This window comes from Kitasatospora sp. NPDC093558, assembly GCF_040683475.1.
GTDB lineage: Bacteria > Actinomycetota > Actinomycetes > Streptomycetales > Streptomycetaceae > Kitasatospora.
This window is the reverse complement of sequence record NZ_JBFBDY010000005.1, coordinates 25,541-50,700: the sequence shown is the minus strand read 5'-3', so window position 1 is coordinate 50,700 and position 25,160 is coordinate 25,541. Positions and strand designations below refer to the sequence as shown.

Here is a 25,160-nt window from a genome sequence, read left to right as displayed (position 1 = left end):
CCCGGCGGTGGCCCCGCCCAGCGGACGGCCGTCCGCCTCGCGGCCCGCGCGGCCGCACCCGGCGGCGTCCACGCCCGAGCCGACGGCGTCGCGCCCGAACACGTCCGAGCCCCCGACGGGCACCGCGTCCGAGGGCGGGCACTCCGGGCTCGCGTCCACCGACGACCCGTCCGCCCCGGGCCGCGGAGCCACGGCGGCGCACCGGCCCGCGGAGCCGTCCGGGCAGGCGACGCCGCAACCGTCGGCGCCCACCGCCTCGTCCGCCCAGTCGCCTACGCAGTCACCGACCCAGTCGCCGACGCAGCCGTCCGGACAGCCGTCGCCCTCCCCGAGCGCGACCCAGCCGTCCGGCGCCCAGTCGTTCACGCCGAAGCTCCCCACCGTCCCCCCGGTGGCCCCCGTCGTACCGGGATCCGACACCACGCCGAACACCCCTGGCACCCCCGCCACTTACCCCACTCCCGACACCCCCGACGCCCCTGAGGCCACCACGGTCCCCACGGCCCCCGAGGCCGAGCAACCGCTGAGCGGAGTCGCCCAGGTCACCCCGCTCGGCCGCGACGGCACGCGGCACGTCCTCGGCCTCAGCGTCACCGAGCCCGTCACCGCCCTCCAGACCGAATTCCGGCTCGCCCCCGGCGAGTTGGCCCCGGGCAGCGGCACCGCGTGGACGGACCTGCCCGGTGCCGTCGTCACCACGCAGCAGGAACGGGGCACGCTGGTCTACCGGTTCACCACCCCGGCCGGCACCGACGTGCGCCCCGGCCACTACACGTTCGGAGTGCGCGGCACCCGCCCGGCCGTGCCGGTCCCGGGCAAGGCCGCCGCCACGGAGAGCTGGAACGCCGCCGCTTTCGGCATCACCGATCCCCGGGCCGTCGCCGCGCTCGGCACGTTCACCGAAGCAGGCCGGCCCACCCCGCCGAAGGCCCCTCCGAAAGCACCGAAGGCCCCTTCAAAGGCCCCTTCGAAAGCGCCTCAGGCCCCACCCGTCCACACCTGACGCCCGACCAGGCAGTCCGGGCTCGACCCCGTAGCCCCGTTCGTTACTGTGGGCAGCACCCGGCACGGCGGCCCGACCGGACCCCGTACGGCCGCCGACCCGCACCCGAGGAGGAGTCCGTGTCCACCGTCCTGACCCCCGGCGGAAACGCACCGCTGTCCGCCGCGCGGGTGACCGTCGAGGTCACCGCACCCAAGGCGCTGGACGTCTCCGGCCTGCTGCTGACCGACGCCGGGAAGGTGCGTTCGGACGCCGACTTCGTGTTCTTCAACGCGCCGCACGGCCCCGGCGTCAGCCACCGCCCGGCCGGCCAGGGGGCCCCGGACGCGATCACCGTGGACACCAGGGCCGTGCCGGCCGGGATCACCAAGGTCGTCGTGACCGCCAGCCCGGCCGACCAGGAGAGCACGTTCGCCGGGATGGAGCCGACCGCGACCGTGCGCGACGCCGACACCGGCGAGGTGCTGGTGTCCTTCACCCCGCCGCCGCTCGGCCGGGAGACCGCGCTCATCGTGGTGGAGGTGTACCTGCGCAACGGCGCGTGGAAGGTGCGCGCGGTCGGCCAGGGGTACGCCAACGGCCTCGCGGGCATCGCCACCGACTTCGGCGTCACCGTCGACGACACCCCGGCGCCCCAGCCGGTCCCCGTCACGCCCCCGATGCCCACCACCCCGCCGCCCGCACCCAGTGCGCCGCCCGTCGACCCGCGCATCGCCCGTACCACCGCACCCCCGATGCCCACGACCCCGCCCGCAACCCCCATCGCACCTGCCACGCCCCCGGCCACCCGCCCGAAGGTCACCCTCGACAAGGGCCGGGTCAACCTGGTCAAGGGCAGCTCGGTATCCCTGGTCAAGAACGGCCGCCCGTTCCTCTCCTCGGTCCGGATGGCCCTCGGCTGGGAGCCCGCGGGCCGCGGCCGCAGCATCGACCTCGACGCCTCCTGCATCGCGTTCGACGCCAGGCGCCGCAAGCTGGAGACGGCCTGGTTCATGAAGCTCACCGTCTTCAACGGCGCGATCGCCCACTCCGGCGACAACCTCACCGGCGAGGGCACCGGCGACGACGAGTCGATCACCGTCCACCTGGAGGGCCTGCCCGCCGAGGTCACCGGCCTGGTCTTCGTCGTCAACTCCTTCTCCGGGCAGCGCTTCACCGAGGTGCAGAACGCCTACTGCCGCCTGCTGGACGCGACCGGCGGACAGGAGCTGGTCCGCTTCGACCTGACCAACTCCGAGCCGCGCACCGGCGTGGTGATGTGCAAGCTGGTCCGCCAGAGCACCGGCGAGTGGGAGATGACAGCGCTCGGCGAGTACGTGGACGCCAAGACCGCCCGCGCGATGATCGAACCGTCCGCCGCGCTCCTCTGAGCGTCCCTCACCGGAAATCCGGTGGCCGGCCCACCTGGTCAGGGCCATCCTGTCCGCATGCAGATCAGAGAAGCCACCCCCGAGGACTGGCCCGCCATCTGGCCGTTCTTCCACGCGATCGTCGCCGCGGGCGAGACGTTCCCGTACCCGCTCGACATGAGCCCCGAGCTCGGACGCGAGTGGTGGCTGCTGTCCGCGCCGAACCGCACGGTGGTCGCGGTGGACGACGCGGGCACGGTCGTCGGCACGGCGAACATGTGCCGCAACCGCCCGGGCAACGGCTCGCACGTGGCCAGCGCCAGCTACATGGTCGACCCGGCCCACCACGGGCGGGGCATCGGGCGGGCCCTGGTCGAGTACACCCTCGACTGGGCCCGCCAACAGGGCTACCGCGCCATGCAGTTCAACGCGGTGGTGGCGAACAACCACCACGCCGTGAAGCTCTACGAATCGCTGGGCTTCACCGTCATCGGCACCGTCCCCGAGGCCTTCCGCCACCCCACCGAGGGATACGTCGGCCTGCACGTGATGCACCGCCCGCTCTGAGAGCGGCTACTCCTCGATGGCCCCGCCCACCCGGCGCAGGTGCTGCCGGAAGCTGTACGCCGGGTCGGCGGCGCGCCGCTCCAGGTAGTCGTCGAAGGAGGTCTGTCGGCGGAGCGTGTCGCCCGAGCGGATCCGCTCCGCCTGCGTGCGCTCGGTCCTGGCGATGCCCCCGGCCGTCTCCAGCACCTCCTCGACGCGCTCCCCGTGGACGAACAGCACCCCGTCCGCGTCGCCGAAGACGACGTCCCCGGCGGTCACGAGGTGCGGCCCGAACCGCGCCGAGACCAGCGCCTCCGGCTCCCGCTCGTCCAGCCGCAAGGGCCCGAGCGGCAGGGCACCGTAGCTGAACACCGGCAGCCCGATCTCCACGAGCTCGGGCGTGTCCCGGTGCAGCCCCCACACAACGATCCCGGCGACCCCGGCCGCCACCGCCTCCAGGACGGCGAGGTCCCCGATGCAGGCCTCGTCCATCCGCCCGCCGTTGTCGATCACGAGAACGTCCCCGTCCCGGGCGGCGCCGTACGCCTCCAGGAACACATCCACGCTCCCGTAGTGCCGCACCGGCAAAACCCGCCCGGCCACCCGCGCCCCGGCCACAACCCCCGCAACCCCCACCGGCGCCGCCCGCACCCCCACCCCGAGCCGCACACAGGCATCCGCCACCAACGGCGTCGACAGCCCTTCGAACTCCTTCAGCATCCCCAACTCCTCCCACCAAAGCCCCAGTTCACCACCCCAGATCCTAGGCCCGGCTCCAAACCCACACCATCGAGTGACGACCACTCATCCCTGCCCGACAGGACCTCGGCTCGGATAGCTTGCACACACACCGACGCGGAGGCCTCCATGGACACGTTTGAAAGCGCCGTCCTTCTCGAACTGTTCCACGCTCTTGACACGCCCGAAGGCCTCCGAGCAGAACTCCTCGAAGGCGAGATTCTCATCAAGCTCCCAGAGGACGGCCACCACGCCCACCTCATCAGCGAGCTGGCCGATCAGGTACGGCGCGAGTCGGCCACCGAGATGCAGATGTCGGAAAACAAGGGACTTCGCCTCGTCTCCGGTCGACATCACCCTCCGAACCACGTCATTCCCGACGCGACGTTCGCGCCATGGTCTCTCCGCCTCTTCCGCGGCGCCCCGCCCTGGATGGAACCGGACGGCGTCGCCATGGTCGCCGAAGTCACGTCGAGCAAGCCCGACCAGGACCGGATCGCCAAGCGACACTGCTACGCCCGGGCCGCCATCCCGTTCTACCTGCTCATCGACCGAGAGAAGTCGCAGGTCAGCCTGTTCGGCAAACCCCACCGGGACGAGTACACCGAGGTTCACCTGGCTGCGTTCGGCGAACCACTCGCCCTCCCTGCCCCCTTCGAATTCGAGTTGGACACCAAGGACTTCCTGTAAGTCCTCGGAAAACGCGAAACGGCTCGCACCCCCTCCCACAAAGGGGGTGCGAGCCGTTCGGCACCGGAGGCCGCCGCGTCAGCTGCGGGTGGCCATGGCGCGCAGGAAGAAGGTCAGGTTGGCCGGGCGCTCGGCGAGGCGGCGCATGAAGTAGCCGTACCACTCCTGGCCGTACGGGAGGTACACGCGCATGGTGTTGCCCTCGCCGGCGAGGCGCAGCTGCTCCTCCGGGCGGATGCCGTAGAGCATCTGGTACTCGAACGAGTCGCGCGTGCGGCCGTTCCACTGGGCCAGCTGCCCGGCGATCTTGATCATGTTCGGGTCGTGCGTGGCGATCATCGGATACCCCTCGCCCGCCATCAGGACCTTGAGGGCGCGGACGTACGCGAGGTCGACCTCGCGCTTGCCCTGGAAGGCGACCGACTCGGGCTCCTTGTAGGCGCCCTTGCACAGGCGCACGCGCGAGCCGGCGCCGGAGAACTCGCGGCAGTCGGCCTCGGTGCGGCGCAGGTAGGCCTGGAGCACGACGCCCAGCCACGGGTAGTCGGCCCGCAGCTCGCGCGCGATGGCGAGGGTGGAGTCGGTGGTGGTGTGGTCCTCCATGTCGAGGGTCACCGTGGTGCCCGCGTCGGCGGCGGCCTCGCAGATGCGGCGGGCGTTCTCCAGCGCGATCTTCTCGCCGTCCACCGGCAGGAACTGTCCGACGGCCGACAGCTTGACGGACACCTCGGCGCCGGCCGCGAGGCCGGTCTCCTTGAGCGCCTTGAGCAGGTGCTCGTAGGCCTCGGCGGTGCCGGCGGCCTGGGCGGCGTCCTGGGTGTCCTCGCCGAGGTGGTCCAGGGTGACCTTGCGGCCGGTGGCGACGAGGTCGTCGCAGGCGGTGACGGCGTCGTCGAGGGCCTCGCCCGCGACGAAGCGCTCGACTATCGCGTGGGTCGGCGGGAACTTCTCGACGACGGTGCGGACCTGCGGCGACCGGGAGGCCGCGAGGAGGGCGGAACGGAGCATCGTGACTCCTGGAGCTGGTGCTTCTAAGGGTGGCAGAAAGGGCCGGGGCGGCGAGCACGGGGGTGAGGCCGCCGCCCCGGCGGGGCGACGCCCGGTGGCGGGACCGGGCGTCGCGGGTGACCGATGGCTACGGGAGCCGAAGGGCCGAGGGGGCTGGTCAGCCCATGTGCGGGTAGCGGTAGTCCGTCGGCGGGACGAAGGTCTCCTTGACCGAGCGGGTCGAGGTCCACCGCGCGAGGTTCTGCTTGGCGCCGGCCTTGTCGTTGGTGCCGGAGGCCCGGCCGCCGCCGAAGGGCTGCTGGCCGACGACGGCGCCGGTCGGCTTGTCGTTGATGTAGAAGTTGCCGGCCGCGAAGCGCAGCTTCTCCATCGCGTGCTCGACGGCCGCGCGGTCCTGGGAGATGATCGAGCCGGTCAGGCCGTAGGCCGAGACGGACTCCATCTGCGCCAGCATCTCGTCGTACTTCTCGTCCTCGTAGACGTGCACGGCGAGGATCGGGCCGAAGTACTCGTCGCGGAAGTACTCCGAGGCCGGGTCCTGGCACACGAGCACGGTCGGGCGGACGAAGTAGCCGACCGAGTCGTCGTAGGTGCCGCCGGCCAGGACCTCGACCTGCGGGTCGGCCTGGGCGCGGTCGATGGCGGCCTTGTTCTTGGCGAAGGCGCGCTCGTCGATGACGGCGGACATGAAGTTGTCCAGGTCGGCGATGTCGCCCATGGTGAGGCCGTCGACCTCGGCGGCGAACTCGTCCTTCAGGCCGGCCCACAGCGAGGCGGGGACGTAGGCGCGGGAGAGCGCCGAGCACTTCTGGCCCTGGAACTCGAAGGCGCCGCGGGTCATCGCGGTCTTCAGCACGGCCGGGTCGGCGGACGGGTGGGCGACCAGGAAGTCCTTGCCGCCGGTCTCGCCGACGATCCGCGGGTAGGTGCGGTAGCCGGCGATGTTCTCGCCGACGGAACGCCACAGGTGCTGGAAGGTGGCGGTGGAGCCGGTGAAGTGGATGCCGGCGAGCGCCGGGTGCTTCAGCGCGACGGCGGAGACGTCGAGGCCGTCGCCGGTCACCATGTTGATGACGCCCTTGGGCAGGCCGGCCGCCTCCAGCAGCTGCATGAGCAGGTGCGCGGAGTACTGCTGGGTCGGGGACGGCTTCCAGAGCACCACGTTGCCCATCAGCGCGGGCGCGGTCGGCAGGTTGCCGGCGATCGCGGTGAAGTTGAACGGGGTGATGGCGTAGACGAAGCCTTCGAGCGGGCGGTGGTCGCTGCGGTTCCACACGCCGTCCGAGGAGATCGGCTGCTCGGCCATGATCTGGCGGGCGAAGTGCACGTTGAAGCGCAGGAAGTCGACCAGCTCGCAGGGGGTGTCGATCTCGGCCTGCTGCGCGGTCTTGGACTGGCCGAGCATGGTGGCGGCGGCCAGGGTCTCGCGCCAGGGGCCGGCCAGCAGGTCGGCGGCCTTGAGGAAGATCGCGGCGCGGGAGTCGAAGGAGAGCGCCTGCCAGGCCGGGGCGGCGGCCAGGGCAGCATCGATGGCGTCCTGCGCGTCGGCCTGGGTGGCGTTGCGCAGGGTGCCGAGCCGAGCCGCGTGGTTGTGCGGCTGGACGACGTGGATCTCGGCGCCGCCGCCCATGCGGCGCTCACCGTTGATCGTCATGGTCAGCTGGACCGGCTCCTGGCCGCCCAGCTCCTTCAGCTTGGCCTCCAGACGGGCCCGTTCCGGGCTGCCGGGGGCGTAGCTGTGGACCGGCTCGTTCACCGGCGCGGGGACCTGGGTCACAGCGTCCATGAGGCGCACGCTCTCCTTCGTTGTTGCAGGGGGATGCCGACGTGGGTCACACGCCAACCGCAGCACGAACGCTATTCCTGCACCCCGGGGCACTTGATTGGCCGGGCGGCTAAAGTCCCCCGTACGGCGTTGTCCGGCCCGACGAACAACGTCACGGCCCGGTCACGGGCGGCGCCCGGCGCCGCCCGCGTGGCCCCGACGGCCCCCTCACGCCCCGGCCGTGACCCCGTTCACGCCTCCTGCGGACACCGGGCTCCGCACACCCCGATCACACTCCGACGGCGACCCGCCGCTCCCAGTCGATCCGGTAGCCGTGCACCGGGCGGAGCATCTTCTCCGGGCTCATGAACGTCCGCATGGCGATCGGCGCGAGCAGCCGGAACATCACCCGCGAGACCGGCCCGGAGGACTTCTGGCTGTTGGTGCGGGCCGCGTCGGCGGCGATCTTCTCGACGCGCGGCCGGCGCATCGCCTCGTACGCGGCGAACGCAGCGGTGTGGTCGGGCAGGTCCCGCAGGCAGCGGGCGAGTTCGACGGCGCTCTCGACGGCGAGTGAGGCGCCCTGGCCGGAGCTGTTGGACGGCGCGTGCACCGAGTCGCCGACCAGCACCATCCGGCCGCGGTGCCAGTGCGGGACGGACGGCATGATCTCCAGCCGCGGGAAGACCTCCATGCTGTCCGCGTCGGCCACCCGCAGGACGTCCCGGGCGGGCACGTCACCGGAGTGCAGGTCGCGCAGCCGGCGCAGCCACTCCCGGTTGCTCACCGCGCGGACCTGTTCGTAGGTCAGCTGCTCGGGCTGCGGGACGTTGCTGAACCAGGCCGTCCCGGCGCCGTCGGGCAGCCCCCAGTAGCCGAAGAAGGCGCGGGCGCCGTTGGCGAAGTGGACGCTCTCGCCGCGGCCGGCGCGGCCGGGCAGGCGGTACGGGCTGTAGCCGCCGATGCCGAGCAGGCCGGTGTACCGGGCGCCGGGCGCGTTCGGGTCGATCAGGGTGCGGACGGTGGAGCGGGTGCCGTCGGCGCCGATCAGCAGGTCGCCGGTGGCGGTGGTGCCGTCGGCGAAGCGGGCGGTGATGCCGTCGGCGCCCTCCTCGACGCCGACCAGCCGTTTGCCGTACCGGACTTCGAGGCCGGCCTCGGCCAGCCGCCGCTGCAGCACCTCGTACAGTTCGGCGCGGCGCATGAGCCGTCCGCGCGGCAGGTCGGGCAGGCCGGCGAACTCGGCGAGCACGCCGCCCTTGCCGTCCTCGATGACCATCGGGCCGACCGGCTGGCCGAGCCGGCCGACCTCCGCCTCCAGGCCGACGGCCGCGAGGGCGCCGAGCCCGTTGGGGGCGATCATGAACGTCCCGCCGATGCCCTCGGCGGAGCTCTCGTAGGCCTCGAACACGAGCGGCTCGAGGCCGGCCTTGCGCAGGGCCAGCGCCATGACCGGGCCGGCGATCCCGCCGCCGATGACGAGGGCCTTCTTCGACGTACGCGGTGCACTCATTGCAGACTCCCGAAGTACTCCTGCCAGGTCCGGACGAAGTCCGGCTCCTGGAGCTGGGTGATGAGACGCCCGACGAACGCGATCTCGGCCTCCAAGCCGCCGACCCGGTACTCCTCCTCGATCAGGAAGACCCAGCCGACGCCCTCCTCGGTGGCCTTGCGCAGCGTCGCCCGGATCTCCGCCACCTCGGCGGTCAGGGCGGTCCGCCGCTGCTCCAGGAGCTCCACGGCCTCGGCCGGCGGGAGCACCATGAGCAGCGACAGCGAGACCCCGAAGGCGGGGTACTCGTGCTGCGGTTCGGCCACGAGTTCGCGCATCCAGTCGTAGAGCTCCGCCCTGCCCTCGGGCGTGAGGGCGTAGACGGTGCGCTCCGGTCGCTGGGTGTCGCGGACGGTTTCCTGCTCGGCGACGAACCCGGCCTTCCGCAGCTGCTCCACGACCATGTACAGCGAGCTGCGGTTGTACTTGATGTTGCGATCCTTGGCGTGCTCCTTGAGCCGGCGCCCCATCTCGTAGGGGTGCAGCGGTTCGGCCAGGAGCTCCGCCAGGACGGCGAGGGCCAGCGGGTTCGACACCTTGCGTCGCTTCGCCACGAGACGTTCCTCATCTCTTGGTCAGTACTGACTATCCAGCCCTGAATAGTCAGAGTCAACTATTTACGAAGGCGGGCCCGGAATTCTGTCCGCCCGGCTAAAATCAACCACACGGCCTTGTCCGAGCGGATGAAGGAGGCCTGAAGTGGCGACCCCCGGCCTCCCGCTCCGGCAGCTCCTGATGTCCCTCGGCGAACCCCTGGTCGAGCTCCAGGCCGCCCCGCTGGGCCTGGACGTCCCCGTCCGCGACGTCGCGATCCTCGACCCCGAGGACCCGCCGGCCGCCGCCCCGGGCGAGCTCGTCCTCGCGATCGGCGCCCGCGGCCGCGCCGCCCTCCCCGCGCTGCGCGCCGCCGGCCGGGCCGGTGCGGCGGCCGTCGCCGTCAAGCTCGACGCCCCCGGCCAGGCGGACGCCCTGCGCGAAGCCGCCACCGACGCCGGCGTCGCCCTGCTCTCGGTGCGCCGCGAGACCCGCTGGGAGCACCTGGACTCGCTGGCCCGCGCGATCATCGCCGGCCCGGACGCCCCCGACACCGCCGGCGCCCCCGAGCACAACGCGGGCGACCTCTTCTCCCTCGCCCAGACCGTCGCCGTGCTCACCAACGGCATCGTCTCGATCGAGGACACGTCCAGCCGGGTGCTCGCCTACTCCCGCTCCTCCGACTCCGACGAGGTCGACGACCTGCGCAGGCTCTCCATCCTCGGCTGGCAGGGCCCCGAGCCGTACCTCTCCAAGCTCCGCGAGTGGGGCATCTTCCAGCACCTGCGCACCTCGGACGCCCCGATCGCGGTCGAGCCGCACCCCGAACTCGGCCTGCGCCGCCGCCTCGCAATCGGCATCCGGGCCGGGGCGCAGCCGCTCGGCACCATCTGGGTGCAGGAGGGCGCGCAACCGCTGGCCCCGCTCGCCGAGCAGGCGCTGGTCGGCGCCGCCCGCGTCGCCGCGGCCCAACTGGTGCGCCGCCGCCGGGAGCTGTCCGCCGACGTCCGGCTCACGCAGACCCTGCTCACCGGCCTGCTGGAGGGCTCCACGGGACCGCAGTCGCTCGCCACCCACCTGGGCCTGGACCTGCGCCGCCCGGCCACCGTGCTCGCGTACGGAGCCCGCACCACCGAGGCGCTGCACCGCGCCGACATCACCGGCCTGATCTCGGTGCACACCGCCGCCCGGCACCGCGGCGCGCTGCTCGCCCCGATCGAGTCCCGGGTGTACGTGCTGCTGCCCGAACTCCCGCCCGGCCTGCCGATGACGACCGTCCGGGACTGGGCCTCCGAGGTGGTCGAGGCGGCCAGGGAGCACCTCGGGGTGCCGCTGCGGGCGGCGATCGGCTCGACCGTGGACGGCCTCGCGCAGGTGCCGGACTCCCGCGCCCAGGCGGACCGGATCCTGGACGCGATGGGCCGCGGCGGGGTGGACCTCGACGTGGCCGCGCTGATCGACGTCCAGGCCGAGGTGCTGGTGAGCGAGATGCTCGCGCTGCTCCAGGAGCGCGGCGGCCTGCGCGACCCGCGGCTGACCGCGCTCACCGCCTACGACCGGCGGCACGGCACCCGGCTCGCCGAGTCGGTGCTGGCCTGGCTGGACGCGCTCGGCGAGGTCCGGGTCGCCGCGGACGCGCTGCACATCCACCCCAACACCCTGCGCTACCGGGTGCGCCGCGCCGAGCAGTTGACCGGCATCGACCTCGCCCAGCCGCAGCAACGGTTGCTGGCGATGCTGCAACTGCGGCTGCCCGCGGACGACTGAACCTCGGGGGACTGAACCTCGGAGGACCGAACCTCGGACGGACCCTTCACCCGGCCCGCGTCCGCCACTGCTCCCAGGCCGACAGCCACAGTTGCTCGGCCAGCCCCTGCGCCTCCCAGCCGTCGGGCCCGCCGCCGGAGCGGTCCCGCCACAGCTGCTCCCACGCCCGCTGCGCCGACAGGCTCGCCACCTCACTCGCGAACACCGTGTACCGGACGACCTCCTCGACGGCCGCCGCGCCCTCCGGCGTCCCGATCACCCAGTGCGTCTGCCGGGCCAGCCGCTCCAGGTGGTTGACCATCGACGTGACGGCGGCCAGCGCCTCCTCGCGGGTCTCCGAGGCGAGCCGCATCTGCTGGCGCACGGCCGACTCCCAGCGCACCGCGCACGCCTCCCCGCGCAGCCCGCGCGGCAGCCGCGGCGGCCGCCCGGCCCGGACCTGCGCCTCGATCGCCGCCGACTCCGCGATGGTCTGCCCGATCAGCGCCCGGTGCGCCTCCAGCCCGTGCACCGGCGGCAGTTCGCGCTCCTCGACCGGCACCCGCTCGGCGTGCCGGGACGACAGCTCGTGCAGCAGCTCGCTGCGGCCGTGCAGGTACCGCTCGACGTCCCCGATCCGGCCGAGCTCCAGCCCGCCGGGCGCCACCCCGCGCCCGCACACCGTGACGGTCAGCCCGTCGACCCGCAGCCGCCCGGCCCACACCGGCCCGGGCTCGCCGTCCTCCGGCGTCCCCGGCCAGAGCACCGGGCGGTCCTCGTGCACCTCGACCGCGCACGGCTCGCCGTCCACCGTGATCCACTCGCGCAGCGCCCTGACCCGCCCGGGCCCGTCGCCCTCGTCGATCCCGAGGTGGTCGTAGACCCGGTCCCGCTCGTCCTCGACGACGTCCTCCAGCTCGGGCAGCACGACGCACAGCTCGGCGCCCGGCCGGTAGGTGCGGACGGTGACGTACGGCCCGGCCGTCGAGCTCCAGTCGCCCGACTGCACCTCGACCCAGTCCAGCTTCCCGCCGTTGGTCTCGAACGCGGCGAGCGCGTCCCCGGCCCGGTCGAGCCCGGCCGCGACGCCGTACACCGGGAAGTCGGCGGCGGCCAGGGTCCGGCGGGTGAACTCCTCCACCTGGGCGAGCCGGTCCGCCCGCTCGCGCGCGTCCGTGGCGTGCCGGCCGGCCTCCGGTGTCCCGCGCCACTCCTGGGGCCTGCCGCCGCTCTCCCGCACCATCCTGTGCCGCACCCCCGAGTCCTCGCGCCCGCACCGCCCCCGCCACCTTACGTGCCCGGGACCTGCCGGGTCATCAGCTCCCGCTTCCCGCAGGGACCTCCGGGCGCCGGCCGTGTCCGGACGGGCGGTTGTCAGCCGCGCTCCCTACCCTGGCCGCATGACAGCACAGAGCACGTTCCCCGCCCGGATCAGCATCGTCACCCTCGGCGTCTCGGACCTCGACGCCAGCGCCCGCTTCTACGAGGCCCTCGGCTGGCGGCGCTCCTCCGCCTCCAGCCCGGAGATCGTCTGGTTCCGCACCGCCGACTCGGTGCTCGGCCTGTTCCCCGGCGACGAGCTGGCCGCCGACGCGGGCGTGCCCGGCGGCGGCGAGCCGTCCTTCCGCGGCGTCACCCTCGCGGTGAACCTGGAGTCCCCCGCGCTGGTGGACGCCGCCCTGGAGACGGCCGTCGCGGCCGGCGCCACCGTGGTGAAGCCGCCGGCCACGACCGGCTGGGGCGGCTACTCCGGCTACTTCGAAGACCCGGACGGCCACCTCTGGGAGCTGGCGCACAACCCGTTCTTCCCCTTCACCGAGGACGGCTCGCTCGACCTGCCGTGAAGGGGAGAGACCCGCCTCAGCTCTTCGAGCGCGCCTTGAAGGCCGCCTTGCGCGCCTCCTTGGCCACCGCGCGGTCGGTGTGCAGCTCGCCGATCGCCTCCAGGACGTCCGCCGTGTACGCGTGGTCGACCCGCCACAGCTCGCCGAAGTAGCTCGCCGGATCGCCGGTGACGGGCAGCTCGGCGATCAGGTCGCGCAGCAGCTCGGCCTCGCCGCCGCTGTCGAGCAGCTGGGCGGCGAAGGTGTCGACCACCGTCCACAGCGCCATCGCCCGGTCCGGCACCGGCACGTCCGCCGCGCCGAGCGCGGTCAGCCAGGCCCGCGCGGCGCCGCCCAGCTCCGGGTCGTCCAGCACCTCCCGGACGGCCGGCTCGGCGGGCGCCCCCAGCATGTTCAGGGCCGAGACGACGAGCATCCGGCGCATCGGCCCGTACGCGTCGCCGCCGCGCGCCGCCGCCAGCAGCTCGCGCGCCGCCGCGACCGGCTCCTTGCCGTCGAGCCAGACCCGCAGCTCCTCCTCCGGCAGGACGTTGGCCGACTCGCACACCCCGCTCAGCAGCTCGGCCGCGTCCCCCTGGGCGAGGTCGCCGACCAGCGGCGCGTCGTAGCCGTCCTCCAGCAGCCACTGCCGGATGCCGTACTGGCCGAGCGGGGTCAGCCGGACCAGGCCGAACCGCGCCGACTCCTCCTCGTCCAGCGGCGCCTCGCCGACGACGGGGGCGCCCTCGGGCCCGGCGGCCTCCTCCTCGTCGAACAGCTCGGGGTCGATCGGACGGTAGTCCAGCAGGCCCAGCTCGGCGAGGTCGCCCAGCATCGGGTCCAGCGCGACCATCACGTCGGTGATGTCGCCGAGCAGCTCCTCGCTCGGCTCCTCGCCCTCCGGCACCACCAGCAGCGCGGCCAGCACGCCCAGCGGCACGGTCTCGTTGCCCGGCTCGGCGAAGGCGGTGGTCTCGTAGAGCACCTGGAGCGCCTCGTCGAGCAGCTCGGCCGCGGCGTCGCGGGCCTCCTCGACCTCGGAGAGCGCGTCCTCGTCCTCCTCGGCGCCCTCGGCGCCCTCCTCGGCGTGCTCGCCGTCCTCCTCCGGCAGCGAGTCGGCCTCCACGGCCAGCTCCCGGACGATCCCGGCGGCCGTCAGCCACAGCTCCAGGACGGTGTCCGGGTCGCCCTCCTCCGCCGGCTCCAGGTCCGGCCCTGGCACGGCGACGTGCTCGCCGGCCGCGGTCGTCCCGATCTCCACCAGGTCCAGGTCGCAGGCCAGCGACCAGGCCCGCATGGCCTCGATCTCGGCCTCCTCCGGCACCTCCCCCTCGGCCGGGGCCAGGCCCAGCAGCCGCGCCGCCGGGGCCCGGTCCGGGCCGGTCAGGTCCCCGAACTCGTCCACCTCGCGGTGCGGGGCAGCCCAGCGGGCCAGCGCCAGCGCGTACCCGAACATGGGGACGGCCTTCGCCTGCTCCGCCAGCTCCCGGTCGGCCGGCAGCTTCACCGGCGGCACCAGGACGGCCGCGTCGTCCAGGTCCTCGTCGTCCAGTCCGTGAGCGGCGAACGCCCCGTAGAGGTCCTGGAGCTCCAGGTCGGCGGGCAGAACCGCCTCGGCCGCGCCCTCTCCCGCCGAGGCCCCTGCGTTCTTCCGACGTCGTCCGGCCATCGCCTCGCGTTCTCCCTCAGCCAGCGGTCCGCGCATCAGCTCCGCGTACCGATCCACTACCTCAGCGTATAGGCCGGGCACCTCCGATGCCCGGCCCCGAGGGGCGCGCGCCGCGACCGTGCGCCCACCCCTTATCCTTCGCTATTGGTGCCGCGCACAACCCCGCGCGGGCCACCGGGCAACGAAGCCCTCGCCCTCCTCGCCCGTCCACGGGCGGGACGGGACCTGCCACACCCATCCGCTCCATCAGGGAGCCCGCACCGCGGCCACCACCACAGCGCCTCAGGACGGGCGCGCCGGCACACCCAGCCGCCCCGGTGGGGCCAAGCCACAGGAGACCCCTGAGATGGCGGACCTCTCCCCCGCCGGCCCCGGCCTGCGCACCGCGCAGCTCGACGGACGCCGACTGTCGGAGGCCCTGCTTCCCCTGGAGCTCGCGCCGCGCGCCCAGCTCCAGCTCTCCGCGATCAGCCGCTGGAACGCGCTGCGCGGAGTCCGCGTCGGCCTGGTCGCGGCCGGCCTGCTGTTCATGCTCATCGGTGCCAACCTGGCGACGCCGATCTACCCGATGATCCAGCAGCGCCTCGGCCTGACCACGCTCGACACCACGATCCTCTTCACGATCTACATCTTCGCGCTGGTCCCGGTCCTCGCCGTGGTCGGCCACTGGTCCGACCTGCTCGGCCGCCGCGCGCTGATCCTGCCGGCCGTCGCGCTAGCCGCCGTGGGCGACGTGGTCTTCGCCACCGCGGGGAGCTTCTGGCAGCTGGCCATCGGCCGGGCCGTCCAGGGCATCGCCGTCGGCCTGTCCACCGGCGCCGCCGGGGCCGCCCTCGGCGACCTCCTGCCGGACCACCCGACCCTGGCCGCCAAGCTCACCCTGGCCTGTTCGGCGGGTGGTGTCGCGCTCGGCCCGGTGGTCGGCGCCCTGCTGGCCGGCGGCTCGGACCCGCTGCTGACGCCGTTCCTGCTGCACGCCGTCGCCCTCGGCGCGCTCTGCATACCGCTGGCCGTCGTGCACCCCCGGATGCCCGGCCGCAACCGCCCGCCGGCCTCGCCGCCGCGCATCACCACCCCGGCCCACCTGCGCCCGCGCAAGCCCGCCCTGCCGCTCGCCGGCCGCCGCGAGTTCCTGCTGGCCGCGACCGCCGGATTCATCTCGTACGCGGTGTTCGGCGTCTACCTCAGCCTGGCGCCGTCCTTCGCGGCCAAGCTGCTGCACACCCCCTCGCACCTGGTCGGCGCCGTCGTCGCGGCCCTGCTGCTCGGTTCCTCCGCGGCCGCCCAGCTGCTCGTCCCGCCGACCTCCGACCGCCTGGTCATCGCCCTCGGCATGGCCGGTCTGGCCTCCGGCCTCGGCCTGGTCGTCGCCGCCGGCTACAGCGGCACCCCCGCGCTGCTCTTCATCGGCAGCGTCCTCGGCGGCGCCTGCCAAGGCGTGGCGTTCCGCTCGCTGTTCACCACGGCCGTCGCCGCGATGGACCCCGAACGCCGGGGCTCCGAGCTGTCCTCCCTGTGGATCATCGTCTACCTCGGCAGCTCCCTCCCGATCGTCCTCGTCGGCGCCCTCGTCCAGGCCTACGGCCTCCTCCCCGCCGTCAGCGGCTTCGCCACCGTGGCCGCGGTGCTCTGCGCAGCCCTGGCCGTGGCGGTGGCCCGCAAGCCCAAGCGGGCCTGAGCCCCGCCACACGAACGCCGCTGCCCGGGCCTCCCCAAAGGGAGCCCGGGCAGCGGCGTTTTCATCCTGAAACTACGCGTTCCAGGGATTCCACCCCTCGGTGCTGATCTCGAAATCAAACGGCTTCGGCAACCGGACGACTTCGCCGAACTTCCACTCCCCCAACACCTCGTACGTCCCCTCGGCCTTGTTCGGCTCACCGAACAAGGTCACACCCGGCTGCCGCGGATCGCGGTCGACCAGCAGGTAATACGGAATCCCGGTCCGCGCGTAGCCATTCCACTTAGCATGGCGGTCATTTTGCGCGCTGAAAGGGGCAGTAACCTCAGCCACCAGGCTGATCTCGTCCGGGCGAATGTATCGGTCCTTCGCCTCCGTCATGATCGCCGATTCCACCTCTGAGGTCATTGCTACGAGGTCCGGAACGTAGCCGTCCCCGATCTCCGCAAGGTCGAGGCCAACCGCCTGCGCCATCCGCCATCGAGAACAGGGCTTCGCGAACTCGGCACGGAACACCGCCTCTTGAACGTCCGAGACGGTCACAGCATGGCCGACACTCGGATAAGGCGTCACCACGAACTCCCCACTGATCACCTCAACCCGCAGGATCTCAGGCAATCGCAGGTGCTCGTCGAGTTCGCCGCGGGCCCACAGCGCGTACGGCGATTCGGACAAGACCCATTGCCCAGACGCAACGACATACGACATGCCCCCAACCTGGCTTCTCCCTGGCCCGCAGACCACTGCCGCGCGAACCTTTCCTCCGAAGGAGCGGTTTACCTGGCAGCGGATTGACGTGAGAGCTACCCCGACTCGGCGACGAGGCGCCACAGGTGGGCCGGGGCGGGGAGGCCGAGTTCGGTGCGGAGGCGGCGTTCGTAGCGGGCGACGTCCTGGAGGGCGTCGCCGGGGTTGCCCTCGGCGAGGTGGGCGCGGATCAGGCAGGTCTGGCTGCTCTCCCGCAGCGGGTCGGCCCGGACGGCGGCGCCGGCGGCGGCCACCGCCTCCGGGTACCGCCGGGCCCCGACGAACCCGCAGGCCAGGGCCTCCAGGGCGTGCACCCGCAGGCGCCGCCAGTTGTCCGCCTCCAGGAGTGCCCAGTCCTCGTACCAGCCCGGCAGCAGGTCCGCCGAGAGGTCCTCGACGGCCGACAGCCCCAGGCCGTCGCGGCCCGGCGCCGTGCCGGGGGCCAGGATCCGGCGGGCCAGCGACCGGGCGTCGCGCAGGTCGACACCGGCGCCGTCGGCCAGCCGCAGCTCGGCCGGGCCGATCTCCAGCGCCGCCCGCCCCGCCGCCGGCAGCCGGGACAGCGCCGAGCGCAGGCTCGCCAGCGCGCAGCGCTCAGTGGCGTCCGGCCACAGCGTCCCGGCGACCAGCCCGCGCGGCACGTTCCCGTTGCAGCACAGCGCCACGAACGCGAGTAATCGCTCCGCCCCCACGGAGACGGCCACCGGCGCGCCGCCGGCCGAGAGGGCGAAGCCGCCGAGCAGGGCGAGCCGTACGCCCGCGCCGGAAACCGGTGCGTGCCGATCGCCGCAGGCCATCGAACCACCGTCTATTCGTGTACAGATCAGCCCCTCTCCATGCTGCACTGCCCACTGAACGCTGTCGACCTCAGGCGACCTCAGTCGAAGTTGACGCAGTACCCGACCGGGATCGAGGCCGTGACGCGGCCGGAGGTCAGGTCGATCGCCCGCGCGGTGGCGTTCTTCACGCCGCAGTTGAACGGGTGCCCGGTGAACAGGCCGAAGCTGCCGCCCGCGAACCCGGCGTTGCGGACCGCCGTCACGGTCTGCGACCACTGCACGGTGCCGGTGGAGTTCAGGAAGATCTGCACCCGCACCCGGCCGTCGACGTTGAAGTGGTCCCCGCCGAACTCCAGTTGGCCGTTGGTGTCATCGGCCCAGATCCGCACCGCCAGCCGCCGGTCGTCGGCCTGGCTGTTGTCGAAGCGCGTCTGCGACCGGGTCTCCGGCGTCACGCAGACGGTGTCGCCGACCCAGGCCTCGCGCCACACGAAGCCCTGGACGCAGAAGCCGTCCGGCAGGGTCCGGAAGGGCACCTGGCTGTTGTCGAACGCCGCCTGGGAGCGGATGTCCGGGGTCACGCAGACGTGGTCCCCCGGCCTGGCGTCCCGCCAGACGAAGCCCTGGCGGCAGGTGTCCGGGCCGAAGTCCTGGGCGTGCGCCGAGGTCGCCCCCAGCGCGGCGCCGCCGAGGGCCAGGACCGCCGCCATCGCCGTGTTCGCCCCGGTGCGCAGGATCCGTCGAGTGCTCATGTCCGCACCTCCTCGAAGAACCTCCGCCCAGCCTGCGCCGACCCCCGTCACGCTGCTGTGACACCCGCGCGCCATCTGCTCCGCGGAGCAGATCTACCGCCGTTCCCCACCATCCACCCCCCACCCGCCTCTCGGCGGGTGCCCGCCCCGGGCCCTGGAGGCGACCGGGCCGGGGGTCAGATCACCGGCGGCCGGCCCAGCCGCGTCATCCGCCACACCGTGGACCACCGCATCGGCCGCCGCGGCTCGCACGGCACCCGAACACCCTCGAAAAACCCGGACCACCACGCCCTGAGCCCGGACATCGGCGGCCGACGGACCAGCGTGTACAGCGCCCAGGAGGTGAGGTAAATCGGCACCAGGACTGCGGGCAGGTGGCGCTTGGCCAGCCACACCCGGTTCCGGGCCGTCATCCGGTAGTAGGCGGCGTGACGGGCCGGGTCGGTGCGGGGGTGCTGCAGCACCAGGTCGGCGCGGTAGTCGATCCGCCAGCCGGCGTCCAACGCGCGCCAGGCGAAGTCGGTCTCCTCATGCGCATAGAAGAACTCGGCGGGGAACAAGCCCACCTGGTCGATCACACTCATGCGGATCGCGTGCCCGCCACCCAGGAACGTCGTGACCGGACCGGACTGCAGCGGATCGCTCGCGCCGAAGCGCGGCACGTGGCGGCGCTGGGTGAACCCGGTCTCATCCGCGATCCGGAAGCCGACAATGCCCAGCTCCGGGTCCCGCTCGAAAGCCTCCCGGATCAGCCGGAACGTGTCGGTGCGGGGCAGCAGCCCGTCGTCGTCCAGGACGACCAGCACGTCCGTACCGCCCAGCTCGCGCAGCCGCTCGACGCCGGCGTTGCGGCCGCCGGGGATGCCGAGGTTCTCCGGCAGCTCCACCGCGTCCACCCACTCCGGCAGCTCGGGCAGCCTCACGCCCTGCCCGAGCACGACGGTCCGAACCCCGCTGTCGCCGCCGTCCTGGACCCGCACCGACTCCAGCAGCGCCGTCAGCTCCGCAGGCCGGTTTCCCATCGTCAGCACCACCACGCCCAGCGTGACGCCCATCGCACCCGACCCTTCGAGGAACCTTCATGATCTCGCAGACACCCCGGCCCGGCGGCGGACCATCGCTGCACGAGCTGGCCGACACCGACCGACTGGCGGCCCACCAGGTGATGGACCGGCCGACGCTGGACTGAATCGCCCGCCACCGACCCACCGGCCCGGATTTCCGGGCCAGACTGCCACACCGGCCGCTGCTGCTGGTACCGGACGCCTCCTGGTTAGCCCCCCCCGCACGCAGACGGCCACCTCGATCCACGACGTACGCCACGCCGTTCCGGGTGATCCACCCCGAGCTCCGAGCGCGCCTCGGCGAGGTCCAAGCCGCCGAACTCGCGCCCCTCGTCGCGCAGTGGCTGCGACGCGGCGCGGGCCACGCCGACCTCGCCCAGGCCCTGCTCCCGGGCCTGCCCACCCCGGTGCACTCGGCAGCCGCCGTGCTCCGCTACCGACTGGAGCCCAGCCTGAGACACGCTCGCCCATCACCGAAGGGGCGCTGGCGGAACAGCACCGTCTCGCTTCCGGCTTGTGTCTCGCCCACGCGCAGGTGTTTACCTGCCGGAGATACGAATACGCCGCCGCACGAATCCTCTTCCCTAAGAGAGGAGTCTTGCAGCTGCAGGTTGACGAAAGCTCCACGAAACCAGAGCGCGCCCGCCCACCCAAAGGAGCGGGTACCTTCCGAGTACGGCCGTGTACCCGGAAAGGAACCAGGGATGACGCAGTGGACCGAGTACACCACAGGCGAGCGCATCAAGCTTCTCCGCGGACCGGACATGACCCAGGAACAGCTTGCCGAAGCTGCTGGCCTGTCAGTCGCGACGATCCGCAAGGCAGAACGCAACCTCGGCGGCAGCCTCCAGACGCTGCTGCGAATCTCGGCCGCGCTGCATACCGACGTGTCGGTGATCCTCGGCCAGCAGGCCCCCCGCCGCGCGATGCACGGCGCCGACCGGGCGATGATGCGCGAGCTGTCCCGCTCCGTCCACGACACGGCCGCAAATGTCGGCGTCGATGTCCAACCCCCGTCCCCGGCCGAACTCGCCGCCGGACTCGCCGCCGCTTGGAAGTCCTATCGCTCCGGCGACTACGTACGCGCGGGAGTCCGCGTCGCCCCAGCACTGCGCGAGGCCGCCGCCACACTGAAGGCTGCTCCGGTCGACCAGAAGAGTGCGGCGGCAGGCATCCTCGCAGACGCCTACCGGCTCGCTGCCTACGTGGCGAACCAGTTCGGCGCCCGCGATCTCGCATACGCCGGAATCGGGCACGCACAACACCAGGCGGACTACGCCGGGGACACCGTCCGCTCGGCCATGATCGCGTCTGGCCGGTCGTGGATCTACGTGCGGGATGCCCGGCTCGACCAAGCGGAGGAGACCGCCCGCATGTCGTACGAGTCCATCGAGCCCAGGTACGGAGATCGGGATCTCGGGATGCTCGCCACCTACGGATGGCACGTGACCTTCGCGGCCGTCGTCGCTGCCCGCCAAGGGGATGTGGATGGCGCCGACGATCTGCTGTCGCAGGGGCTTGCGGTAGCGGCCCGGATGGGCAGGGATGTCATGGTGAACGGCACGGCGTTCGGGCCGGCAACGGTCACCGCGCAGGCGATCGGAATCTCCGTCTCAACCGGTCGGCCAGGCAAGGCGCTCAGCCTGTTCCAGTCGATCGGCGACGCGAACTCGCTCGCCCCGTCCGCGCGTAACCGGATGCTGCTGGACGTGGCACTCGCCCAAGCCGAGACCCGGCAGTCCGACACCGCCCTGGACACCCTGCTCGAGGTGTGCTCGGCCGCGCCTGGTTGGGCTCGGCATCAGGGATTGCCGGGGGTGATCGCACAGAAGGCGAGCGCAGGCAGCGCCACCACGGCCAAGTTGCGCAAGCTCTCATCGATCCTCGGAACATCCGTGATCATCAACTGAGGAGTGATACACGCCGTATCACTCAACGCAAGTACGACTTCGAGAAGTGACACATTCCATCCGTTCACGGACGGTAAGAACTTCGCGACAGTGAACGCATGCTGACGTTCCATCATCAACGGCCGCCGCTTGCCTGGCTTGCGGTCGCCCCTCCACGTCACAGCGCGAACCCGATCACCAGCCGCCCCGGGGGAATTCGGTGACGACGGTGCTCGAACATCTCCCTCCGCCCCGGGAACCGCTGCCCGACTCTTCGCCGGTCCCGGTTACCCTCCGGCTGCCTTATACCTCTACATCAGCCCGCGCGGGTCGCGTCGGGCGAGCGCCAGGCCGGGGGCGACCTCATTGGCGCCGAGTGCGTCGCCTGCCTGGGCACCGGCGCAGGATCCCGTCTCATAAACGGCCCTGCGCTGGCCCAGCCTCCGCCCTCGGAGGAGCAGCATGACGCACTCCCCTGCCCGATATCGGCGCCGCATCGCCCGTCGACCAAGGACGGTCGTTGTCCAGGCTGACTCTTTCTGCAACCTGGACTGCGCCTACTGCTACCTGCCCGACCGCAAGCGGCGGGCTCCGATGCCGGTCGCGATCGCCGAGGCGGTGGCCCGTTCCGTCGCCGAGTTCGCCAACACCGCGTCGCCAGAGCCGGTAGAGGTGGTCTGGCACGCGGGCGAGCCGCTGGCCGTCGGCCGCACGCGACTCGCCGAGCTGCTGGCCCCCTTCGAGCCGTTGCGGCAGGCTGGGTTGGTCGAGCACTCGGTGCAGACCAACGCCGTACTGATCACCCCGGCCTGGTGCGACTTCCTCACCACGTACGGGTTCCGCGTCGGGGTGAGCATCGACGGCCCTTTCGCTCTCAACCGTCGCCGCGTGGACTGGTCCGGGCGTCCGGCTTTCGACCGGATCATGAAGGGCGTTGGGTGCCTGCGTGAGTACGGCGTACGGTTCTCGGCGATCGCGGTCGTCAGCGCGGAGAGCATCGGCAACCCAGAGGGCCTGCTCGACTTCATGGCCGAGCTTGGCTGCCACACGGTGGGTCTGAACATGGAGGAACGGGAAGGCGTCAACACCGACCGCCCGGTTCCCACCGCCGAGCACGCCCGCGAGTTCTGGCGACGCACCATCGCCTGGTCACGCCGCAACCGCGATCTGACCATCCGCGAGATCGACCGGCTCGGCGGATATCTGCGGGATGTCCGCTCCGGCCGTCGGGCGGCCTGGGAGCGCGAGTTGATCGATCCGATCCCGACCATCGCCTCCAACGGCGACGTCGTCCTACTTTCGCCCGAACTCGCTGGGATCACCGACCCGGCCTACGAGGACTTCCGGGCCGGGAACGTCCTGGAGCAGAGCATCGGCTCGATGCTCGACCGCGCACACCGGCTGCGCTACGTGCGCGAGTTCCTGACCGGCCTGGACGCGTGCGAGGCCACCTGCGACCTCTTCGACTTCTGCCGAGGGGCCCAGGCCGGCAATCGCTACTTCGAGAACGGCCGTCTGGACACTACCGAGACGAACTACTGCCGCGTGTCCCGGCAAGCCCTGGTCACCGCCCTCTCCGATACCGTCCAAGAGGAGAAAGTCGCATGACCCTGCTCGAACTGCTGGCCGCCAGCAACGCCGCCGCCGTCGTCGACCTCACTGGCCTCACCGTGACCGACCCCACCGCCGGGCCGTTCGACAACCGGCCCACCTGGGACAACAGCGGGCCGAAGTTCGACAACCGGCCTACCTGGGACAACTGGTCGAACAAAGACAAGTAGCGCCACCTTGGGCCCGCACCAGCCGGTGCGGGCCCAACCCGACCTTCGAGAGAACGGAGCCTCCATGGACGGCATCACCTTCGGCCGTGTCACCGTGACCCTGCCCCACCTGCACGAGCCCGGCCTCTACTTGTCCAACGTCACCACCCTGGACTCCGCACGCGGCATCGTCCAGGACTTCCAGTACGGCGACGCCGACCTGCGGGCCCTGGACCTCGCCGAGACCCGCCTCGTCACCGGCCGCGTCTCCAACCTGCGGGCCGACCGCGTGCAGCTCGACCAAGTCCGCCTCGACTCCGTCGAGTTCGACACCTGTGACCTCGCGACCACTCGCATCACCGACAGCAAGCTCTCCCGCGTCGTCTTCCGCAACTGCAAAATCATGGGCGCGGGCCTCATCGGCGTGACCCTGGACAACGTCCTCTTCGACAACTGCAAGCTCGACTACACGACCTTTGAGCAGATCCGCGCCACCGGCGCGGTCGTCTTCTCCAAGTGCGGGCTCACCGAGGCATCGTTCACCGGCTGCGACCTCGGCGGCGCGGTCCTCGACACCTGCAACCTGCGGCTGACCGAGTTCGGCCGGGGCAAGTACCAAGGCCTCGACCTGCGAGGCAACGACCTCACCACGCTGCGGGGCGTCGCCAACCTCGGCAAGGTCCTCATCGACCGCACCCAGCAGGCCGAACTCGCCGAAGCCCTGGTCGCCGAGCTGGGTGTGACCTTCGCCGACACCCTCGACGACCGGTGAACCACGCCTGGGAGGAGCTCGCGTGACTCTCGCCATCGCCCACACCGATCCCGCCGCCCTCATTGCCAGGTGCGACAGCACCGGCGTCCGCACCGCTCGCGGCGAGCCCGAGTACGAGAACGGGGCCGTCCTCCCGGCCGGCCCCTGGCAGCCCATCACTGCCGCGCTGGCGGCAGAACTCCGCCCGGCCGAGCGGAGCGCCGCCAGCACGCTCGTGGAGCTGGTGAAGCTGCCCGACGGCCCGCCGCCGGCCACCCTTGCCACCCTCGCCGACCAGCTCGGCGACCCCGACGCCGTCCACCTCGGCCAAGCCACGAGCCCGGCCAAGGCCTCCACCACCACCCCGAATTACCGGGACGGCCGCCGCATCGGCCTGCACATCGACAACTGGGACAGGCTCCGCTGCCAGGCCAAGCACACCGGTCGCCGACGCCTGTGCTTCAACCTCGGCCCCGGAATCCGCTACCTCCTGCTCGGTGGCCTCGACATCCGCGCCGTCTGCCGCAGTCTCCACGCCGACCCCGAGGACCGCTATCCGCACACCGACGACCTGCGGGCCTACGCCGCCCTCGGGCTGCCCTTGCGTGTCTTCCGGCTGCGGATCGACCCCGGCGAGGGCTACATCGCGCCCACCGAACTGCTGCCCCACGACGGCTCCACCGAGGAACAGCCCCGACCGTCCACCGCCGCATTCTGGCTCGGCCACTGGCCACGCGGCGTCCTCGCCTCGCTGATCTGACACCGGGCCGTGCGAGCTGTTCCGCTGCCTGTGATGGTGGCAGCGCCGCGTCCGATCCCCATTCACGTAGGAGACTTCCATGGCTGCTGCGCCGCCGGAGAGCCCCCGTCCGGTCACGCCTCGGCTGCCGACCGGCCCGACCTTCGACCAGGAGCTGTGCGGGCTCGTGCTCGACACCGCACCCCGGCTGTTCGCCGTCGTCCAGGTTCGGGGCGAGGGCCTCCCGGACGTCGACGGGTGGGTCGTGGCCTGGGGGGTCGCCGATCACAGCGGGCGAGCGCACGTGATCAGCATCGACGGGCGTGCGCGAATGACCCTCGCAACTCCCCATCGGGCCCTGCACCATTTCGCCGGGCGACCGGGGATCACCGCACGGCTGGTCTGGCTCGCACAACCGAGTGCAGCAGCAATGGATCGGACCGAAGCCGCCTGACCTTGGCCTGCTAGCGCGAGCGGGCCGTGAAGGACGCGGCGAGCTCGGGTCTTGGGGGCGGCCCAACCGGGTGGGCCCGCACTGGCTACGCACTGAATGTCATGAATGTTTAACACTGCGTCAA

24 protein-coding genes and 1 pseudogene are annotated in these 25,160 nt (G+C 72.2%); 13 read left to right on the top strand and 12 right to left on the bottom strand.

Annotated elements, in window-relative coordinates; genetic code table 11:
- Positions 1–366: pseudogene (locus tag AB0O00_RS01400) on the bottom strand (hypothetical protein); the annotation flags it as partial.
- A 25-nt stretch (positions 367–391) separates the two neighbouring features.
- Between AB0O00_RS01400 and AB0O00_RS01395 the strand changes: the two are divergent.
- The 3 genes from AB0O00_RS01395 (at position 392) to AB0O00_RS01385 (ending at position 2,919) form a co-directional block, all read left to right on the top strand.
- Positions 392–1,003, top strand: a complete 612-nt coding sequence (locus AB0O00_RS01395) for a hypothetical protein (RefSeq protein ID WP_363647855.1) — start codon at positions 392–394, stop codon at positions 1,001–1,003.
- A 119-nt stretch (positions 1,004–1,122) separates the two neighbouring features.
- Positions 1,123–2,373 carry a TerD family protein gene (locus tag AB0O00_RS01390; protein WP_363647853.1) on the top strand — a complete coding sequence of 417 codons (1,251 nt, stop codon included), beginning with the start codon at positions 1,123–1,125 and terminating at the stop codon, positions 2,371–2,373.
- A 57-nt stretch (positions 2,374–2,430) separates the two neighbouring features.
- A complete protein-coding gene (locus AB0O00_RS01385; protein ID WP_363647851.1) occupies positions 2,431–2,919 on the top strand; it encodes a GNAT family N-acetyltransferase in 489 nt (162 codons plus the stop codon).
- A gap of 6 nt (positions 2,920–2,925) precedes the next feature.
- On the opposite strand, the gene AB0O00_RS01380 is transcribed toward AB0O00_RS01385, so the two are convergent.
- On the bottom strand, positions 2,926–3,618 hold the full coding sequence (locus AB0O00_RS01380) for an RraA family protein (RefSeq protein WP_363647849.1): 693 nt from the start codon (positions 3,616–3,618) through the stop codon (positions 2,926–2,928).
- Positions 3,619–3,765: 147 nt separating this feature from the next.
- Between AB0O00_RS01380 and AB0O00_RS01375 the strand changes: the two genes are divergently transcribed.
- The gene (locus AB0O00_RS01375) at positions 3,766–4,326 is read left to right on the top strand and encodes a Uma2 family endonuclease (RefSeq protein WP_363647847.1); all 561 of its coding nucleotides are present in this window, start codon (positions 3,766–3,768) and stop codon (positions 4,324–4,326) included.
- 78 nt (positions 4,327–4,404) lie between these two features.
- Here AB0O00_RS01375 and AB0O00_RS01370 read toward each other — a convergent pair whose 3' ends face one another.
- The 4 genes from AB0O00_RS01370 to AB0O00_RS01355 form a co-directional block, all read right to left on the bottom strand.
- A complete protein-coding gene (locus tag AB0O00_RS01370) occupies positions 4,405–5,334 on the bottom strand; it encodes a proline dehydrogenase family protein (RefSeq protein ID WP_363647845.1) in 930 nt (309 codons plus the stop codon).
- Between the two features lie 157 nt (positions 5,335–5,491).
- A complete protein-coding gene (gene pruA / locus AB0O00_RS01365) occupies positions 5,492–7,120 on the bottom strand; it encodes an L-glutamate gamma-semialdehyde dehydrogenase (RefSeq protein WP_363647843.1) in 1,629 nt (542 codons plus the stop codon).
- A 268-nt stretch (positions 7,121–7,388) separates the two neighbouring features.
- Positions 7,389–8,612, bottom strand: a complete 1,224-nt coding sequence (locus tag AB0O00_RS01360; protein WP_363647841.1) for an FAD-dependent monooxygenase — start codon at positions 8,610–8,612, stop codon at positions 7,389–7,391.
- Complete coding sequence (locus AB0O00_RS01355; RefSeq protein WP_363647839.1) at positions 8,609–9,205, bottom strand: PadR family transcriptional regulator; 597 nt, start codon at positions 9,203–9,205, stop codon at positions 8,609–8,611. Before AB0O00_RS01355 ends, AB0O00_RS01360 begins: the two co-directional genes overlap by 4 nt.
- Positions 9,206–9,350: 145 nt before the next feature.
- On the opposite strand from AB0O00_RS01355, the gene AB0O00_RS01350 reads away from it, so the two are divergent.
- Positions 9,351–10,952: a helix-turn-helix domain-containing protein gene (locus AB0O00_RS01350; RefSeq protein ID WP_363647837.1), complete on the top strand. Its 1,602-nt coding sequence runs from the start codon at positions 9,351–9,353 to the stop codon at positions 10,950–10,952.
- Between the two features lie 46 nt (positions 10,953–10,998).
- On the opposite strand, the gene AB0O00_RS01345 is transcribed toward AB0O00_RS01350, so the two are convergent.
- A complete protein-coding gene (locus AB0O00_RS01345) occupies positions 10,999–12,186 on the bottom strand; it encodes a hypothetical protein (RefSeq protein ID WP_363647835.1) in 1,188 nt (395 codons plus the stop codon).
- A gap of 145 nt (positions 12,187–12,331) precedes the next feature.
- Between AB0O00_RS01345 and AB0O00_RS01340 the strand changes: the two genes are divergently transcribed.
- A complete protein-coding gene (locus tag AB0O00_RS01340; protein WP_363647833.1) occupies positions 12,332–12,775 on the top strand; it encodes a VOC family protein in 444 nt (147 codons plus the stop codon).
- Between the two features lie 16 nt (positions 12,776–12,791).
- Here AB0O00_RS01340 and AB0O00_RS01335 read toward each other — a convergent pair whose 3' ends face one another.
- Positions 12,792–14,480, bottom strand: a complete 1,689-nt coding sequence (locus tag AB0O00_RS01335; RefSeq protein ID WP_363647831.1) for a hypothetical protein — start codon at positions 14,478–14,480, stop codon at positions 12,792–12,794.
- Between the two features lie 289 nt (positions 14,481–14,769).
- Between AB0O00_RS01335 and AB0O00_RS01330 the strand changes: the two genes are divergently transcribed.
- Positions 14,770–16,101: an MFS transporter gene (locus tag AB0O00_RS01330; protein WP_363647829.1), complete on the top strand. Its 1,332-nt coding sequence runs from the start codon at positions 14,770–14,772 to the stop codon at positions 16,099–16,101.
- Between the two features lie 72 nt (positions 16,102–16,173).
- Here the strand turns inward: AB0O00_RS01330 and AB0O00_RS01325 are convergent, their stop codons facing one another.
- The 4 genes from AB0O00_RS01325 to AB0O00_RS01310 all read right to left on the bottom strand — a co-directional run bounded on the left by AB0O00_RS01325 (position 16,174) and on the right by AB0O00_RS01310 (position 19,434).
- On the bottom strand, positions 16,174–16,809 hold the full coding sequence (locus AB0O00_RS01325; RefSeq protein WP_363647827.1) for a Uma2 family endonuclease: 636 nt from the start codon (positions 16,807–16,809) through the stop codon (positions 16,174–16,176).
- 95 nt (positions 16,810–16,904) lie between these two features.
- A complete protein-coding gene (locus tag AB0O00_RS01320) occupies positions 16,905–17,645 on the bottom strand; it encodes a BTAD domain-containing putative transcriptional regulator (protein WP_363647825.1) in 741 nt (246 codons plus the stop codon).
- 80 nt (positions 17,646–17,725) lie between these two features.
- Positions 17,726–18,379: a hypothetical protein gene (locus AB0O00_RS01315; RefSeq protein WP_363647823.1), complete on the bottom strand. Its 654-nt coding sequence runs from the start codon at positions 18,377–18,379 to the stop codon at positions 17,726–17,728.
- A 176-nt stretch (positions 18,380–18,555) separates the two neighbouring features.
- Positions 18,556–19,434, bottom strand: a complete 879-nt coding sequence (locus tag AB0O00_RS01310; protein WP_363647821.1) for a glycosyltransferase family 2 protein — start codon at positions 19,432–19,434, stop codon at positions 18,556–18,558.
- A gap of 713 nt (positions 19,435–20,147) precedes the next feature.
- Here AB0O00_RS01310 and AB0O00_RS01305 point away from each other — a divergent pair.
- From AB0O00_RS01305 to AB0O00_RS01280, 6 genes are all read left to right on the top strand, one after another.
- Positions 20,148–21,353, top strand: a complete 1,206-nt coding sequence (locus AB0O00_RS01305) for a helix-turn-helix transcriptional regulator (protein WP_363647819.1) — start codon at positions 20,148–20,150, stop codon at positions 21,351–21,353.
- 441 nt (positions 21,354–21,794) lie between these two features.
- Positions 21,795–22,940, top strand: coding sequence for a cyclophane-forming radical SAM peptide maturase AmcB (gene amcB / locus AB0O00_RS01300; RefSeq protein WP_363647817.1), 1,146 nt, complete (start codon positions 21,795–21,797; stop codon positions 22,938–22,940).
- Positions 22,937–23,113: a multiple cyclophane-containing RiPP AmcA gene (gene amcA, locus AB0O00_RS01295; protein ID WP_363647815.1), complete on the top strand. Its 177-nt coding sequence runs from the start codon at positions 22,937–22,939 to the stop codon at positions 23,111–23,113. The genes amcB and amcA overlap by 4 nt, the downstream gene beginning before the upstream one ends.
- A 64-nt stretch (positions 23,114–23,177) precedes the next feature.
- A complete protein-coding gene (locus tag AB0O00_RS01290) occupies positions 23,178–23,864 on the top strand; it encodes a pentapeptide repeat-containing protein (protein WP_363647813.1) in 687 nt (228 codons plus the stop codon).
- A 22-nt stretch (positions 23,865–23,886) separates the two neighbouring features.
- Positions 23,887–24,603, top strand: coding sequence for a hypothetical protein (locus AB0O00_RS01285; RefSeq protein ID WP_363647811.1), 717 nt, complete (start codon positions 23,887–23,889; stop codon positions 24,601–24,603).
- A 79-nt stretch (positions 24,604–24,682) separates the two neighbouring features.
- Positions 24,683–25,036 (top strand): hypothetical protein, encoded by a 354-nt coding sequence (locus tag AB0O00_RS01280; protein ID WP_363647809.1) that lies wholly within the window; start codon positions 24,683–24,685, stop codon positions 25,034–25,036.
- Positions 25,037–25,160: the final 124 nt, after the last annotated feature.